14 protein-coding genes and 1 pseudogene are annotated in these 15695 nt (G+C 73.1%); 8 read left to right on the plus strand and 7 right to left on the minus strand.

Annotated features, from left to right (window positions below; all coding sequences use genetic code 11):
* Positions 1-106 precede the first annotated feature (106 nt).
* Positions 107-649 (minus strand): annotated as a pseudogene (locus I4I82_RS35085) (aldehyde dehydrogenase family protein); the annotation flags it as partial.
* 221 nt (positions 650-870) lie between these two features.
* The gene (locus I4I82_RS24145) at positions 871-1446 is read right to left on the minus strand and encodes a CAP domain-containing protein (RefSeq protein WP_218593840.1); all 576 of its coding nucleotides are present in this window, start codon (positions 1444-1446) and stop codon (positions 871-873) included.
* Positions 1447-1602: 156 nt separating this feature from the next.
* Between I4I82_RS24145 and htpG the strand changes: the two genes are divergently transcribed.
* Positions 1603-3492: a molecular chaperone HtpG gene (gene htpG, locus I4I82_RS24150; protein WP_218593839.1), complete on the plus strand. Its 1890-nt coding sequence runs from the start codon at positions 1603-1605 to the stop codon at positions 3490-3492.
* A gap of 12 nt (positions 3493-3504) precedes the next feature.
* Here the strand turns inward: htpG and I4I82_RS24155 are convergent, their stop codons facing one another.
* The 3 genes from I4I82_RS24155 to I4I82_RS24165 are packed head-to-tail and all read right to left on the minus strand — an operon-like array spanning position 3505 to position 5706.
* Complete coding sequence (locus I4I82_RS24155) at positions 3505-3765, minus strand: hypothetical protein (RefSeq protein ID WP_218596036.1); 261 nt, start codon at positions 3763-3765, stop codon at positions 3505-3507.
* Positions 3762-4202, minus strand: a complete 441-nt coding sequence (locus I4I82_RS24160; RefSeq protein WP_218593837.1) for a universal stress protein — start codon at positions 4200-4202, stop codon at positions 3762-3764. The genes I4I82_RS24155 and I4I82_RS24160 overlap by 4 nt, the downstream gene beginning before the upstream one ends.
* Positions 4203-4206: 4 nt before the next feature.
* Entirely contained in the window at positions 4207-5706 is a 1500-nt protein-coding gene (locus I4I82_RS24165) for an APC family permease (protein ID WP_218593836.1), read from the minus strand.
* A 52-nt stretch (positions 5707-5758) separates the two neighbouring features.
* Between I4I82_RS24165 and I4I82_RS24170 the strand changes: the two genes are divergently transcribed.
* From I4I82_RS24170 to I4I82_RS24180, 3 genes are all read left to right on the plus strand, one after another.
* Positions 5759-6850, plus strand: a complete 1092-nt coding sequence (locus I4I82_RS24170) for a saccharopine dehydrogenase family protein (protein ID WP_218596037.1) — start codon at positions 5759-5761, stop codon at positions 6848-6850.
* Positions 6851-6968: 118 nt separating this feature from the next.
* Positions 6969-7655, plus strand: a complete 687-nt coding sequence (locus tag I4I82_RS24175; RefSeq protein WP_218596038.1) for a hypothetical protein — start codon at positions 6969-6971, stop codon at positions 7653-7655.
* A 64-nt stretch (positions 7656-7719) separates the two neighbouring features.
* Positions 7720-8373, plus strand: a complete 654-nt coding sequence (locus tag I4I82_RS24180) for a DUF4383 domain-containing protein (protein ID WP_218593663.1) — start codon at positions 7720-7722, stop codon at positions 8371-8373.
* A gap of 16 nt (positions 8374-8389) precedes the next feature.
* Here I4I82_RS24180 and I4I82_RS24185 read toward each other — a convergent pair whose 3' ends face one another.
* Positions 8390-10243 (minus strand): primary-amine oxidase, encoded by a 1854-nt coding sequence (locus tag I4I82_RS24185; RefSeq protein ID WP_218593664.1) that lies wholly within the window; start codon positions 10241-10243, stop codon positions 8390-8392.
* A 101-nt stretch (positions 10244-10344) separates the two neighbouring features.
* Here I4I82_RS24185 and I4I82_RS24190 point away from each other — a divergent pair, with 101 nt between their 5' ends.
* From I4I82_RS24190 to I4I82_RS24205, 4 genes are all read left to right on the plus strand, one after another.
* Complete coding sequence (locus I4I82_RS24190) at positions 10345-13401, plus strand: DEAD/DEAH box helicase (protein WP_218593665.1); 3057 nt, start codon at positions 10345-10347, stop codon at positions 13399-13401.
* 69 nt (positions 13402-13470) lie between these two features.
* Positions 13471-13917: an SRPBCC domain-containing protein gene (locus I4I82_RS24195; RefSeq protein ID WP_218593666.1), complete on the plus strand. Its 447-nt coding sequence runs from the start codon at positions 13471-13473 to the stop codon at positions 13915-13917.
* On the plus strand, positions 13907-14263 hold the full coding sequence (locus tag I4I82_RS24200; protein ID WP_218596039.1) for an ArsR/SmtB family transcription factor: 357 nt from the start codon (positions 13907-13909) through the stop codon (positions 14261-14263). Before I4I82_RS24195 ends, I4I82_RS24200 begins: the two co-directional genes overlap by 11 nt.
* Positions 14256-14927, plus strand: a complete 672-nt coding sequence (locus I4I82_RS24205) for a DUF899 domain-containing protein (RefSeq protein WP_226370228.1) — start codon at positions 14256-14258, stop codon at positions 14925-14927. Before I4I82_RS24200 ends, I4I82_RS24205 begins: the two co-directional genes overlap by 8 nt.
* On the opposite strand, the gene I4I82_RS24210 is transcribed toward I4I82_RS24205, so the two are convergent.
* Entirely contained in the window at positions 14924-15544 is a 621-nt protein-coding gene (locus I4I82_RS24210; protein ID WP_218592695.1) for a hypothetical protein, read from the minus strand. The genes I4I82_RS24205 and I4I82_RS24210 overlap by 4 nt on opposite strands.
* Between the last annotated feature and the right edge of the window lie 151 nt (positions 15545-15695).

Below are 15695 nucleotides of genomic sequence, written 5' to 3' on the forward strand. Positions count from 1 at the left end.
TACCACCTACGGGCCGATCCGACGCAGTCGGCCACTCGCTCCCGCCCAGGGTCGGGGCGTAGAAGTAGCCGCTCCCGCCCGCCTTCTCCCCGCCCGACACCTCCCGCGCGTGCGACGGCGCCCGCTCCACCAGCCCGGACACGTGCGCGAGCTGGGTGGGGTTGTTGACCGGCGGGATGTGGAGGTCCTCGCTGCCGCGCACCTCGTCACGGGAGAGGCGGACGGCCGCGGCCTGCTCGGCGAGCGCCTCGACCAGCTCGCCGCGGATCGACTCGTCGACGATCACGCGGGTGGCGGCCGTGATGCCGGGCGGCAGGATGTCGGAGAACAGCTCGGCCATCAGCACGGCGCTGGCCGGGGTGGTGTCGCTGGGCTCGAGGACGATGGTGTTGCCCGCGGCCAGCGCGGGGGCGCACTTCCAGACCGCCATCATCATCGGGTAGTTCCACGGCGCCACCGACCCGACGACGCCCACGGGCTCGCGCCGGATCGTCGACTGGAACCCGCGCATGTACTCCGCGCTCGCCCTGCCCTCCAGCATCCGGGCGGCCCCCGCGACGAACCGGATCTGGTCGACCATCGGCGGGATCTCCTCCGACGCCGTCGGCCCGAGCGGCTTGCCGGTGTTGCGGGCCTCCGCCTCGATCAGCCGCGACGCCCCCTGCTCGACGGCGAACGCGGCGTCGACATCGGGCCCGGTCGAGAGCGGCGCGGTGGCGTAGACCTCGCCGGTGGCCGGGTTGACGACGTCGGTCCAGCCCCCTTCGGCGGGGGCCGGAACTCGCCGTCGATGTGGTTGAGGAGCCGGCTCTTGTCGGGCACCGGGTCAGTCTCGTGACGACCCGGTGCCGCGAGGAGGGCCGGTCGGCGTCAGTGGTTCCCGAAGACGACCGTGTAGTGCGCCCGGTCGATCGTCGGGTAGCCGTTGTAGGCCTGGCCGACGGCGAACGTGGTGGCGTTGGGGTCGAGCAGCCGGGCGTTGTGGCCGGGGGAGTTCTTCCACCAGTCCAGCGCGCCCTGCGGGGTCACGCCGTGGCCCGCGCCCCACGCCCAGTAGTTGATCTCGCCGAGGTAGCCCGTGTAGCCCGAGCAGAACTCGACGCGCTGGGCGACGCCCATGCCGCGGGTGTCGACGTGGTTGCCGGGGGAGAAGCCGCGGTTGAAGCTGTCGAGGCTCGCCCACATCGCGGGGCGGGCCAGGGTGCGCGAGTACGTCAGCGGGCGCAGGCCGTGCTGGGCGCGGTAGGCGTTGATGGCGTCGGCGAGCACGACCTCGTCGTCGCGGTGGTCGAGCGCGAGGCCGTCGACGTAGCTGCCGTAGCCCATGTAGTTGCAGTCCCGCGGGGCGGCCGAGGCCGGCGTGGCGAGACCGGCCATGAGGCCGGCGGCCAGGACGGTGCCGGCGGTCAGCTGGGCGATCCTCTTGATGCTGGTCGAGATCGACATCGTGTGCTCCTCGGGTGTGTCTGCCTGGGGTTACTGCCTTCGTCGGCCGTTCGTTGCCGTCACAGGGAGGACGCCGGGAAGTGCGGCCGGGTTACACCTGGGAGGTACGGGAAGGGAGCCTGATCCCGCCCGCGCCGCGCTGGATATCGTGGAGCGATGACGACCGAGACGATCGAGTTCCAGGCGGAGGCCCGTCAGCTGATGCAGCTGATGATCCACTCGATCTATTCGAACAAGGACGTCTTCCTCCGGGAGCTGGTCTCGAACGCCTCCGACGCGCTCGACAAGCTGCGCCTGGCCTCGTACCAGGACAAAGAACTCGAGGTCGACGTCACCGACCTGCACGTCACCGTGCGGACCGACCCGCAGGCGCGCACCCTCACCGTCGCCGACAACGGCATCGGCATGAGCCGCGACGACGTCGTGGGCCTGATCGGCACGATCGCCCGCTCCGGCAGCGCCGAGGTGCTCGCGCAGCTGCGGAAGGCGAAGGAGGCGGGCGGCTCCTCGGAGGAGGCGTCGGCGGAGCTGATCGGCCAGTTCGGCGTCGGCTTCTACTCCAGCTTCATGGTGGCCGACCGCGTCGAGATGGTGACGCGGCGGGCCGGCGAGGCCGCGGGCGTGCACTGGGAGTCGGCGGGGGAGGGCACGTACACGATCGCCGAGGCCCCGGACGCCGAGCAGGGCACCACGATCACGCTGCACCTCAAGCCCGTCGACGTCGAGGACGGCCTGCACGACTACGCCGACGACGCCGTCGTCCGCCGGCTGATCACCCGCTACTCCGACTTCATCACCTGGCCCATCCGCATGGCCGCCGGTGAGGGGGGCGACGAGGTCGTCAACTCCCGCAAGGCGCTGTGGTCGCGCCCGCAGAGCGACGTGAGCGAGGAGGAGTACACCGAGTTCTACCGGCACGTCAGCCACGACTGGCAGGACCCGCTGGAGACGATCCGGCTCTCCGCGGAGGGCACGTTCGAGTACCAGGCGCTGCTGTTCCTGCCCTCGCACGCGCCGATGGACCTCTTCATGCGCGACGCCCGCCGCGGCGTGCAGCTCTACGTCAAGCGCGTCTTCATCATGGACGACTGCGAGGCGCTCGTCCCGGAGTACCTGCGGTTCGTCAAGGGCGTCGTCGACGCGGCCGACCTCTCGCTCAACGTCTCCCGCGAGATCCTGCAGCAGGACCGCCAGATCCAGCTGATCCGCAAGCGCCTGGTCAAGAAGGTCCTCTCGACGGTGCGCACGATGCTCGACACCGCGCCGGAGAAGTACGCGACCTTCTGGTCCGAGCTCGGTCGCGCCGTCAAGGAAGGGCTGATCTCCGACCACGACAACCGGCAGGCGATCCTCGAGATCTGCTCCTTCCCGACCACGCACGACACCGAGAAGCCCACGACGCTGCGCGACTACGTCGCCCGGATGCCCGAGGGCCAGGACGCGGTCTACTACATGACCGGCGACTCGCGGGCCGCGCTCGAGGGCTCCCCGCACATGGAGGCCTTCCGCGCCAAGGGCTACGAGGTCCTCCTGCTGACCGACCCCGTCGACGAGGTGTGGGTCGAGGCGGTGCCGGAGTTCGACGGCACGCCGCTCGCCTCGATCGCGAAGGGCGACGTCGACCTCGGCGGCGACGAGATCGACGAGGAGACGAAGCAGGGCTTCGCGGGGCTGCTGACGTGGCTCGGGGAGGCGCTGGCCGAGGACGTCAAGGAGGTGCGGCTCTCGCACCGGCTCACGACGTCGGCGGCCTGCCTGGTCGGCGACCCGGGCGACCTCACCCCGACGCTGGAGAAGATGTACCGCGCGATGGGGCAGGAGCCGCCGAAGGTCAAGCGGATCCTGGAGCTCAACCCGCAGAGCCCGCTGGTCACCGGGCTGGCCCGGTCCCACGAGCAGCGCGGCGACGACGAGGAGCTGCGCGGCATCGCCCGCCTGCTGCACGGCACGGCGCTGCTGGCCGAGGGCGGAGAGCTGCCCGAGCCCGCCGCCTTCGCCGCCGCCCTGTCGGCGCAGCTGGAGAAGGCGCTGCAGGCGCAGGGCTGAACGACCCGGGTCCTAGCGGCCCCCGCGGGTCCCGCCGTCCTGCTCGGGCGGCGGGACCTGGTCGGCCCGCGTCATGACCGTCGGCGGGTCGACCTGCGCGCGGGCGCTGTCGATCGGCTCGGTCTGGCGGCGCGGCGCCGGGGGCCGGGGCGGGGCGGGCGGCACCTGGCGGGCACGGCGGCGCCGGGCGTCGAGCACCAGCGCGACCACGGCCACGGCCAGCACCACCAGCACGCCGATCACCAGGACCAGCACCGCCGCGGGGCCGATCACGACGCGGCCGGGGGTGTGGCCGGGACGCAGAGCACCGGGCGCGCCGAGATCTGCAGCAGCTTGTGCGACACCGAGCCCAGCAGCGCGCCGCGCAGCGGGCTCTCGTTCCAGGTGCCGACCACGATGACGAGCGCGTCGTGCTCCTCGGCGGCGGCGATCAGGGCCGGCGCGGGGCGGGAGTCGACGACCTCCACCAGCACCCGCACCCCGGCGGCCTCCGCGGCCGCGACGGCCGGTGCGGCGACCCGCTCGTCCATGTCGTCGAGGGCCTCCCGGGCCTCGCTCGCCTCCTCGCCGACCACGTTCGGCGGCGCGATGCCGTGCACCAGCACCAGCGGCACGTCGACGCTGCCGGCCAGCTCGATCGCGATGTCGAGGGCCCGCCTCGCCCCGGGGGACCGGTCGTAGCCCAGGACGATGCTCTTCCCACTCGCCACGTGTTCAGCCCTTCTCGAGGTCCGGCGCCACGCCGGGCCGTTCCTGCCAGAACCGTGCGTCGTGCAGGCGCCAGCCGATCATGAAGACGATACCGACCAGGAAGATCGCGACCCCGATCACCAGGGGCGGGCCGAAGCCGAACCAGGACGTGCCCGACGAGCTCGCCTCCGGGTCGTTGAGGTCGGTGACCGACAGGACGAGCAGGTAGATCAGCAGTGCCGAGCCCACGAGCGGCCCGATGCCGATGAGGATCAGGTCGGACGCGCTGCGCAGCAGCTGCTTGCGGTAGTAGACCGCGCACGCGATGCCGGTGAGCGAGTAGTAGAACGCGATGAGCAGCGACAGCGCGGTGAGCGAGTCGAACAGGGCGTTCTCGCTGATCAGGTAGATGAGGACGTACCAGCCGATGGCGATGGCCGCGACCGTCCACGTCGACACGTCCGGCGTGCGGAACCGGGGGTGGATGTGCGCGAGCCGCCGGGGCAGCGCCGCCCGCCGCGCCATCGACAGCCCCGTGCGCGAGGCCGGGATGATCGTGGTCTGGGTGGAGGCGAGCGCGGCGGTGGCCACCGAGAGCAGCAGCACCCAGTCCCAGCCGCCGAGGACCTGCTCGCCCAGCAGCGCGAAGATCAGCTCGGCCTGGTCCTGGTTCTCGGCGAGGAACCCGGTGCCCGCGAACGCCACCACGGCGTAGGCGACGGCGAGGTAGGTGGCCAGCAGCACGACGGTGGAGGCGATCGCGGCGCGGCCCGGCGTGGACGCGGAGTCGGTGGTCTCCTCGGTGAGGTTCACCGCCGACTCCCAGCCCCAGTAGGCGAACACGCCGAGCAGCAGGCCCGCCGTCAGCGCCGCACCGCCCTCGGCGAAGGGGTTGAGCCACGCGAACGAGGGCGTCTCGGCGTCGAAGGGGGTGTCGCCGGTGGACGCGCGCACGAGCGCCACCACCGCGAACACCAGCAGCGAGACCACCTGCACCAGGATCAGCACGTTCTGGAACCGCGCGGAGATCTCGGTGCCGAGCACGCACAGCGCCGTCATCGCCAGCACGACGACCACGACGATCGGGATGACGACGGCGTTGTCGCCCGCCAGGTCGTCGAGGTTGAGCGTGAGCAGCGAGAAGCGGACGGCCGTGTCGGCGAGCGAGCCGGTGACCAGCACGCCCGTCATCGCGATCGACCAGCCGCCGATCCAGCCGAGCGAGGGCCCCATCGCCCGGGTGACCCAGGAGAACGTCGTGCCGCAGTCCTGGTCGACCTTGTTGAGGTAGTAGAACGCCGACGCGATGAGCAGCATCGGCACGAACGACGCCAGCAGCACGCCGGGGGCGTACACCCCGACGAGCGCGACGACCGGCCCGATGATCGCCGCCAGCGAGTACGCCGGTGAGGTCGACGCCAGGCCGATCACCAAGGCGTCGACGAAGGAGATCGCGCCCGGTTCGAGCTGCGCCTCGCCGGCCGTCGGCGTGCCGGCCCCGTGTTCGCGCGCCTCGCTGGTCATGCGCAATTATCCGCAGGCCACGGCATTCAGCCACAAGGGTCGGACGGCTACGTTGTCGTATGCGGATCCTCCTGGTGGGTGCCGGCGGCGTCGGCGGGTCGACGCCTCCGACGAGGCGGCCGTCGCGGCGCTGATCGCCGAGCACGGCGTCACCGCGCTGCTCAACGCCACCGACCCCCGGCTCGTCATGCCGCTGTTCCGGGCGTGCCTGGCCGCCGGGGTCACCTACCTGGACATGGCGATGTCGATGTCGCTTCCGCACGCGACGGCGCCGTACACGCAGCCCGGGGTGAAGCTGGGCGACGAGCAGTTCGCGCTCGACGACGCGTTCCGCGAGGCGGGGGTCCTCGCGCTCGTGGGGATGGGCGTCGAGCCCGGCCTGTCCGACGTCTTCGCGCGCTTCGCCGCCGACCACCTGTTCTCCGTGATCGACGAGCTCGGCGTGCGCGACGGCTCGGACCTGCGCGTGGAGGGCCGCGGGTTCGCGCCGCCGTTCTCGATCCGGACGCTGATCGAGGAGTGCCTCAACCCGCCCGTCGTGTGGGAGCGCGAGCGCGGCTGGTTCACCACCGAGCCGTTCAGCGAGCCCGAGGTGTTCGACTTCCCCGAGGGCATCGGGCCGCTGGAGTGCGTGAACGTCGAGCACGAGGAGGTGCTCCTCATGCCGCGCTGGGTCGACGCGAAGCGCGTCACGTTCACGTACGGCCTGGGGGAGCAGGTCATCGCCGTGCTGCGCACGCTGCACGAGCTCGGCCTGTCGTCGACGGTGCCGGTGCGGGTGGGCGACGTGGCGGTCTCGCCGCGCGAGGTCGTGGCCGCGTGCCTGCCCGACCCGGCCGGCCTCGGCCACACGATGACCGGGCGGACCTGCGCGGGCCTGTGGGTCAGCGGGGTGGGCGTCGACGGCGAGCCGCGGGAGGTCTACCTGTACCACGTGGTCGACAACGCCTGGTCGATGCGCGAGTACGGGTGCCAGGCGGTGGTGTGGCAGACGGCGGTGAACCCCGTCGTCGCGCTGGAGCTGCTGGCCACGGGGGTGTGGTCGGGGCGGGGGGTGCCGGGGCCGGAGGCGTTCGACGCGGTCCCGTTCCTCGACCTCCTCACCGCCTACGGCTCGCCCTGGGGGATGCGCGAGGGCGGCTGACGCCGGAACCGGGGTGGTGCTGGCACCACCGCGATCCGCCCGGTGGCGTCCTGGGGCCGGCACCGCCGCCGCGGAGATCCTGGTCCCCGATCAGGACCCCCTACCGAGGAGACACCCGGTGACCACGCAGACCGCCGCCCCCGTCGTCGACACGATCCCCGCCCGCCGCACCCCGTGGCCCTACGCCGGGATCGCCTCCGGCCTCGCCGCCGGCGCCTCCACGTTCTTCCTCGCCCAGGCGCCCGAGACGTTCAGCGGCCCGCCGGAGCCCACGACCGGGTTCCTGCTCGAGAACCTGGCCGCGCCCGCCACCGTGCAGCTCGGCGGCACGCTGGCCCTGGTCGGGCTGGCGGCGTCGCTGGTGTTCCTGCTCGGCCTCACCCGCTTCCACGCCCGGCACTCCCGGCGCGAGGGGCTGGTCGAGGCGCTGCGCTGGACCTCGGTCGCGTTCCTCGCCGCCGGCGCGGTCGGCGTCCTGCTGCGCTACGTCGCCGCGAGCGGGGTGCCCGGCGGCACCGACTCCGCGTTCTACACGCCCGAGGCCGCCGTCACGCTCGGGGTGCTCGCCGACCAGGCCGGCTTCGGGGCGTTCCTGCCGGGGCTGGCCGTGATGGCGGTCGTCGGGATCCTCGCCGTCCGCGACCGCGTGCTGCCCCTGGGCGTCGGCATCGCCGCGCTGGTGCTCGCCGGCGCCTCGACGGCCGCCACCGTCGTGCTCGGCCTGCCCTACAGCGCCGGCCTGGTCTGGCCGCTGTTCGCGCTGGTCGTCGGCGTCGCCGGGCTGGCGTCGCGCCGGGCGGGGTGATCCGGGGCGGAGAGCCGGGCGGGGTCGAGTGGCGCTCGGCCCCGTCCGGTCGCACCCTGGGGACATGAACAACCTCTGGCGCGATTCGACCCGGCGTCTGGACGTGGTGCACCGCATCGGCGCCGTCGTGTTCGGCCTCGGTCTCTGGGTGTTCGGGGGCCTCGGTCTCGCGGACGGCCTCCCGCTGTTCTCCACCGCCGGCCAGTCCGTGCTGGGGCTCTCGTCGAACGGCCTGCTGTCGTGGGTGTCGCTCGTGGTCGGCGCGGTGCTCATCGCCGGGGGGATCCACGGCGGACGTACGGCGTCGACCGTCCTCACCGTGGTCGGCGCCGCGTTCCTGCTCTCCGGCGTCGTCAACGTGCTGGTGCTCGACGGGCCGCTCAACCTGCTGGCGTTCCGGATGTCGAACGTCGTGTTCAGCCTGGTCTCGGGGGGCCTGCTGCTGATCCTCGGCTCCTACGGCCGGTTCACCGGGCGGCTGCCCGAGGACAACCCCTACGCCGACGGCAGCCGGACCACCGACGCCGACGGCGTGCCCGAGCCGGTCCGGATCGAGGACCTCGCCACCTCCCGCGCGGCCGTCGAGATGGCCGAGGCCGAGCGCGCCGACGCCCGCCACGCGGCCGGCCCGGAGCAGCGCTCGGCGCTCGACGCGGTGCGCGGCTCCCGCCGCCCCGAGGACCGGCTGCGCGGCTGGCGCGAGGAGCACGCCGACTGAGCGGGCCGCGCCCTGCTCAGTGCGAGGGCGCCACGTCCAGCGCGGGGTTGGCGTCGAAGAAGCCGGTCGGCTTGAGCCAGAAGCTCACGGTGTCGGCGGGCATCACCGGCCAGTCCTCGACGCGCGGCACGTGGTGGATGCCGAAGACGTACCAGAGCACGACGTCGGCATCGGTTACCGGACGGCCGGCGGCCGTCCACACCGGCAGCCCCTCGTCGACCTCGGACTGGTTGACGAACTCCCCGCTCGGCCACCGCTCGTCGGGCGCGTACGGCGTGACCCACAGCGTGTGCGCGAGCACCCCGGCGCGGCGCAGCAGCGGGGCGGCCGGGTCGAGCATCGGCGGGATCGCGGCACCCGGCACCAGCTTGTAGGCCGTCGGGGCGCCGTGGGCGTTGCGCCGCCGCGGGTTGGTGACCTTCCAGGCGCGCTGGCTCGCCCAGTCGTGGTCGAGGCCGCCCTCGACGGTGACCGGCGTGGAGCGCTGCACGAGCGCCAGCCCGTCGGGGTTGTCCGGCCCGATGGGCGGCGCCTCGGTCTGCGACTGCACCACCGTGTTCGTCGGCCCGTCGACGTCCATGTCCAGGCGCGCGACGATGAAGTGCTGGTGGATCGGCGCGTAGGTGTCGCGGTCGACGACCACCCCGTACGGCGGCGCCTCGCCCGTGAACGGTGTCGTCACCATGATCCCGGTGGCGCGCACCTCGCACTCGATCGAGCCGTCCTCGTAGAGGCGCCAGTAGACGAGGTACTCGTAGTTGGCGACGGTGACGTGCGTCGACACCACCATGCGGCGCATGCGCCGGACCTGCGCGCCCGCCTGCCCGTCGACGTGCTTCCAGAGGATCCCGTTGTCCTCCTCGTGCAGGCAGATCGCGTGCGGGATCTCCACCGGCTCGCCCGCGGTGTCGTGCAGGACGGCGTCGAGGTAGCGGATCTCGCCGAGGCAGTCGCAGCCCAGCTCGAGCGAGGTCGTCATGAAGCCGAGGCCCCACTCGCCGATGTCGAAGGCGGTGCGGTCGGCGTGCTGCGGGGTGGGGTCGCGGTAGGGCACGACCATCTCGGCGAACGACAGGCGGTGCGCGATCGGCCGGAGCTCGTCGCCGTCCTGCCAGCCGACCTCGTGCAGCACCAGCCCCTCGCGGTGGGTGAACCCGATGCGCAGGCGCCAGTTCTGCCAGCTCAGCGCGTGGCCGTCGAGGGTGAAGGAGACGCCATCGCGCTGGGTGATCTCCAGCGGCTTCCGGTCGGTGCGGGGCGCGTAGCCGGGGACGTGCGCCGGGTCGTACTCGCCCTGGACCTCGGGGAACCCGGGCCGTGCGGTGTCCTGGACCTCCAGGAGCGCCATCGTGTTGAGGTCGACGACGAGCTTGAGACCGGCCACCGGGTGGGCGTAGGGGTTGGCGCCCGGCGCCGCGCGCAGCCACACGTCGCACCAGCCGATGCGGCGGCCGCGGTGGGCGTCGGGGATGCGGTGACCGCCGTAGGTCCAGACGTCGATCAGCGTCAGCGACGGGTCGGTGATGCCGCGCCCGGCCAGCGCCGCGACGACGTCGGGGTGCGCGCGCATGGCCTCGTCGCACTCGTGCCACTCGTCGACGGTGGCGTGGGGCTGCTGACCCGGCCGGGCCTCCCAGCTCGTGAGGGTGTCGGCGGTGAGGTCGAGCAGGGCGACGTGGGCGGTGCCCCCGACGGTGTCCCAGACGACGGCGCGGGCCTCGCGGGGTCCGGGCGCCGCCCCCTTCACGGGCTCGCGCAGCTCGATGCCCGCGATCCGCCACCCCGGGCGCTCGACGCCCTTCTCCCGGCGCAGCAGTGCGGTGACCTGGCGGAACTCGTTGGCGGTGAGGGGATCGAGGGGGTGCGTCACGGGGGCAGTCTGCCCTCCCGCGACGGCGGTGGCGCTCCTCTGCTCAGAGCTGGGCCGGGAGTGATCAGCGGCTCGCGCCCCGGGATCTAGGGTGCGGCACCATGCAGCCGCTCCCCGAAGGTGTCTACGAGTCGCTGCGCACCGCGGCCCTGGACGCCGAGCTCGCCCGGTCCGACGAGCTGACGCCGCACTTCGCGGCCATCGACCCCGCCGACGAGCCGCACGTGCTCGCCCGGCACGTGGGAGCGGTGGTGCAGCGGGCGCTCGCCGGGGAGCGGGACCCGGCGCGCCGGCTCGCTCTGGTCAACGACCTGCTCGGGCGGGTCGCGGCCGAGGACGAGCGCGTCGACGGCAGCGCCGAGCACCTCGTCACGATGAGCCGCCGGGCCGCGCCCGGGGTGCACCGGCTGGAGCGCCCGCTGACGCCGCTGTCGTCGGCCGCGCTGCTCACGAACGCGCGCGGCGAGCCGTCGCTGATTACGGAGCTGCGCGCCGAGCTGGCGTCGGCCGACCGCGTCGACCTGCTCTGCGCGTTCGTCCGGTGGGCCGGCATCCGCGTGCTGGAGGAGCAGCTCGACGACCTGCACCGTCGGGGTGTCCCGTTCCGCGTCATCACCACGACCTACGTCGGTGCCACCGAGCAGCGGGCCGTCGACGCGCTGGTGCGCCGCTTCGGCGGGCACGTCAAGGTCAGCTACGAGACCACGACCACGCGGCTGCACGCCAAGGCGTGGCTGTTCCGGCGGAACTCCGGTTTCGACACGGCCTTCGTCGGCAGCAGCAACCTGTCGCGGTCGGCGCTGGTGGACGGGCTGGAGTGGAACGTCCGGCTGTCGTCGATCGCCACGCCCGATCTCGTCCGCAAGTTCGCGGGCACGTTCGACAGCTACTGGGCCGACCCGTCGTTCGTCGACTACGACCCGGACCGCGACGCGGTCCGCCTCCGCGAGGCCCTGGGCCGCGACCGCATCGAGGTCTCGGCGGTGTCCGGGCTGGAGGTGCGCCCGCACCCGCACCAGTCGACGATCCTCGACGCGCTCGACGCCGAGCGGACCCTGCACGACCGGCACCGCAACCTCGTCGTGGCCGCGACCGGCACGGGCAAGACGGTGGCGGCGGCTCTCGACTACGCCCGGCTGCGTACCACCCTGCCCCGCGCGCGCCTCCTGTTCGTGGCGCACCGCAGGGAGATCCTGGAGCAGTCGCGGCGGATGTACCGCGAGGTGCTGGCCGACGGGACGTTCGGGGAGGTCCACGTCGGGGGCGAGCGGCCGGAGCGGTGGGAGCACGTGTTCGCGAGCGTGCAGTCGCTCGCGGCGTACGGGGTGGAGCGCCTGCCCGCCGACCACTTCGACGTCGTCGTGGTCGACGAGTTCCACCACGCCGAGGCGCCCACGTACCGCCGGCTGCTCGACCACCTCGCACCCCGGGAGCTGCTCGGCCTCACCGCGACGCCCGAGCGCACCGACGGCACGGACGTCCGCGAGCGGTTCGGCGGCCGCACCGCCTACGAGCTGCGGCTGTGGGACGCGCTGAGCGCCGACCTGCTCGTGCCGTTCCACTACTTCGGCGTCGCCGACGACGTGGACCTGCAGGGCATCGAGTGGAAGCGCGGCTCCTACGACGTCGCCTCGCTCGACGCGGTCTACACCGGCAACGACGCGCGGGCGGCGAAGGTCCTGCGCGAGACCGTCGACAAGGTCACCGACGTGCACCGGATGCGGGCGCTCGGGTTCTGCGTCTCGGTCGCCCACGCCCGCTACATGGCGGAGGTGTTCAACCGGAAGGGGATCGCCAGCCTGGCCGTCGACGGCTCCACGCGGGCGGCGGAGCGGGCGGAGGCGCTGCGGAAGCTGCGGAGCCTGGAGGCCAACTGCCTGTTCGCGGCCGACCTGTTCAACGAGGGCCTCGACCTCCCCGAGATCGACACCGTCCTGTTCCTGCGCCCCACGCAGAGCGCCACGGTGTTCCTGCAGCAGCTCGGGCGCGGGTTGCGACGGGCCCGCGGGAAGGCCGTGCTCACCGCGCTCGACTTCATCGGGCAGCACCGCAGGGAGTTCCGCTTCGACGTCCGCTACCGGGCGCTCACCGGCAGCACCCGCAAGGGGCTCGTCGAGGACGTCGAGCGCGGCTTCCCGTTCCTGCCGTCCGGGTCGCAGCTGGTGCTGGACCGGGTCGCCGAGAAGATCGTGCTCGACAACGTCGAGCAGCAGTTGCGGGTCACGCGCCGCGCACTCGTCGCGGACGTGCGCTCGCACGGCGACCTGTCGCTGCAGCGCTACCTGGAGGAGTCGGGTCGGGAGCTCGCCGACGTCTACCGGGCGGGTTCCTGGACCGGCCTCCGGCGCGAGGCGGGGCTGCCCGCGCCGCCCGCCGGCCCCGACGAGGACGCGCTGCTGCGCAAGGCCGTCGCGTTCGCCCACGTCGACGACCGGGAACGGGCCGAGGTCTACGCCGCGCTGGCCCGTCCCGACGGCCCCGCCTACGACGCGCTGACCGACCGGGAGCGGTGCCTGGCCCGGATGCTGTTCTTCCTCCTGTGGCCCGACCGCGGCGGCCACGCCTCCTACCAGGAGGGGCTCGAGCACCTGCGCCGCCACCCGGCGGTGTGCGCCGAGATCGGCGAGCTGGTGGCGCTGCGGTTCGACCGCGCCCGGCAGGTGCCGCGCCCACTGGGGGAGGGGTTGCTGCACGTCCCGCTGCTCAGCCACGCGCACTACCGGCGCGAGGAGGTGCTCGCCGCGCTCGGGTGGGCGTCGATGACGCGCAAGGCCCACGGGCACGCGCAGGGCGTGGCGTGGGCGCCGGAGACCGCGACCGACGCACTGCTGGTCAACCTGCGCAAGACCGAGCGCGACTTCTCGCCCACCACGATGTACCGGGACTTCGCGCTGAGCCCGGACCGGTTCCACTGGGAGTCGCCCAACGCGACGACGGTCGCCTCAGTACCCGGGCAGCGGTATCTCACCGGGGCGTCCCACGTCGCACTGTTCGTGCGGGAGTCGCCGACCGACGAGCTCGGCCCGGCGCCGTTCCTGTGCCTGGGGCTGTGCCGCTACGTCGAGCACACCGGGGAGCGGCCCATCGCGATCACGTGGGAGCTGGCGCGGCCGATGCCGGGCGAGGTCTTCCGGACGGCGTCGGTGGTGGCGTCGTAGCCCACCTTGACGCAACTCCCTGGTTGCCATACTGTCGCAATCGTTCAGTTGCTACTCAAGGAGGCAGACATGGGGTTCCCCGACCGCATCGAGCGGACCGTCGAGATCGCCCGCCCACCCGCCGACGTGTGGGCCGCGCTCACCACCGCCGACGGCCTCGCCGCGTGGTTCGGCGAGACGGTCACGATCGACCTGCGCCCGGGCGGCGCGGCCGAGATGTCGTGGAGCAGCGGCGACGTCGCGCGGATGCGGGTCGAGCGCGTCGAGGAGCCGTCGGTGTTCGCCTTCACCTGGCACATCAACGGCCTGCCCGAGGACGACCCGCGCCGCACCTACGTCGAGTTCACCCTGGAGGAGTTGACGCTGGAGGAGGCCGGGCCGGGCACGCGCCTGACGGTGGTCGAGTCCGGGTTCGGGCAGCTGCCCGACGACGCGCACGCGAAGGCGTTCGGCGGCAACACCGAGGGCTGGGCGAGCGAGCTGGGCGAGCTGGTCGCCCACCTCGATGCCGCCTGACCCCGCGCCGGGCGAGGACGTCGAGGCCGTCGCCGAGCAGGTGTTCGTCGCCCTCGCCGACCCGACCCGCCGCGCGGTGCTCGCGTCGCTCGCGTCCGGCGGCCCCGCCACGGCCACCGACCTGGCCGGCCGCCTGCCCATCACCCGGCAGGCGATCGCCAAGCACCTGGCCCTGCTCGCGGACGCGGGGCTCGTCACCGCCGAGCCGGGGGAGCGGCGCCGCGTGCGCTACCGGCTCCGCTCGGCACCGATGCAGGTGGCGCAGCAGTTCCTCGCCGCGCTGGCCCGCGACTGGGACGGCCCGCTCGACCGCCTCACCCACCACCTCGGAGGACCCCGTGACTGAGACCCTGCCCGCCCACCCGGTCGTCGACGCCGACGAGTGGGACGCCGCCCGCCGCGCGCTGCTCGTGCAGGAGAAGGAGCTCACCCGCGCCCGCGACGCCATGGCCGCGCGCCGGCGCCGGATGCCCTGGACGTCCGTCGAGCGGGAGTACGCGTTCGACGGCCCCGACGGCCGGGTGACCCTGCCCGACCTGTTCGACGGCCGCCGCCAGCTCATCGTGTACCGCGCCTTCCTGGAGGAGGGCGTGCACGGCTGGCCCGACCACGCCTGCCGCGGCTGCTCGCTGGTGGCCGACCAGGTCGCCCACGTCGCCCACCTGCACGCCCGCGACACGACCCTGGTCTTCGCCTCCCGCGCCCCGCAGCCCGACATCGCCCGGGTGAAGGAGCGGATGGGCTGGACGATGCCGTGGTTCACGATGCTCGACGGCTTCGACACCGACTTCGGCGTCGACCAGTGGCACGGCACCAACGCGTTCCTGCGCGACGGCGACCGCGTCTACCGCACGTACTTCGTCGACAACCGCGGCGACGAGGCGATGGGCGGGACGTGGAGCTACCTCGACATCACCGCCCTGGGCCGGCAGGAGTCGTGGGAGGACTCGCCCGAGGCCTACCCCCAGTCCCCGCCGTACGCGTGGTGGAACTGGCACGACACCTACTAGCCGACCAGGCCCGCCTCGTTGACCAGGGCCGCGGCGTGGCCTGCCTTCACCGCGGCGTCGCGGTTGACGGTGTCCATCGCCTCGCCCGGCGCGACGTCGCAGCCCATCGCGGCGTCGTTCATCACCCGGACCATGCCGACGAGGTGCGCGAGCCGCACCTCGTCGCGGTCGACGGGCAGCTGATCGCCGACGGCGAGGTGGATGATCCGGTCGACCCACAGCGCCTCGCCGTGCATCCCGGCGTCCTCCAGGACCGTGCGCAGCCGCTCGGCCAGCCGCCGCGGCGGCAGCTCCTGCCAGGTCGCCAGGGTGGCGGCGTCGGCGGGGAAGAGGCGGCCGCGGTCGCGGAAGTAGATCAGCTCCAGCGCGTGGGCGTGCCCGTAGGCGCAGTAGGTGCAGCCGTTGAGCAGGGAGTACGCGACGCACGCCAGGTGCGTGCGCACCGGCCCGAGCACCCGCAGGGTCACCAGGTAGCGGGGCATGTTCGCGGCGAACCACCGCAGCGCCCCGGCCGCCCCCCGCTCCCGCACGATGGCCGGGATCATGCGCGGGGAGCAGTCCCACATCCACCGGCACAGTCCCTGGAGCGCACCGGTCACGAGGTCGTTCGCTGACATCCGAGCTCCTCACGCCGTGTAACGACGTTATCACTCCACCGGGGCGGACGTCACGGTTCGGTGTCGAGGTCATCGGCGGGATCGTCAACAGCGGCATCGGCGACCAGATTCGGGCCTGGGAGTGGATGGACGACGGCATGCCGCCGAGCTG

It is taken from the genome of Pseudonocardia oceani, from assembly GCF_019263585.2.
Classification (GTDB): Bacteria; Actinomycetota; Actinomycetes; order Mycobacteriales; family Pseudonocardiaceae; genus Pseudonocardia; species Pseudonocardia oceani.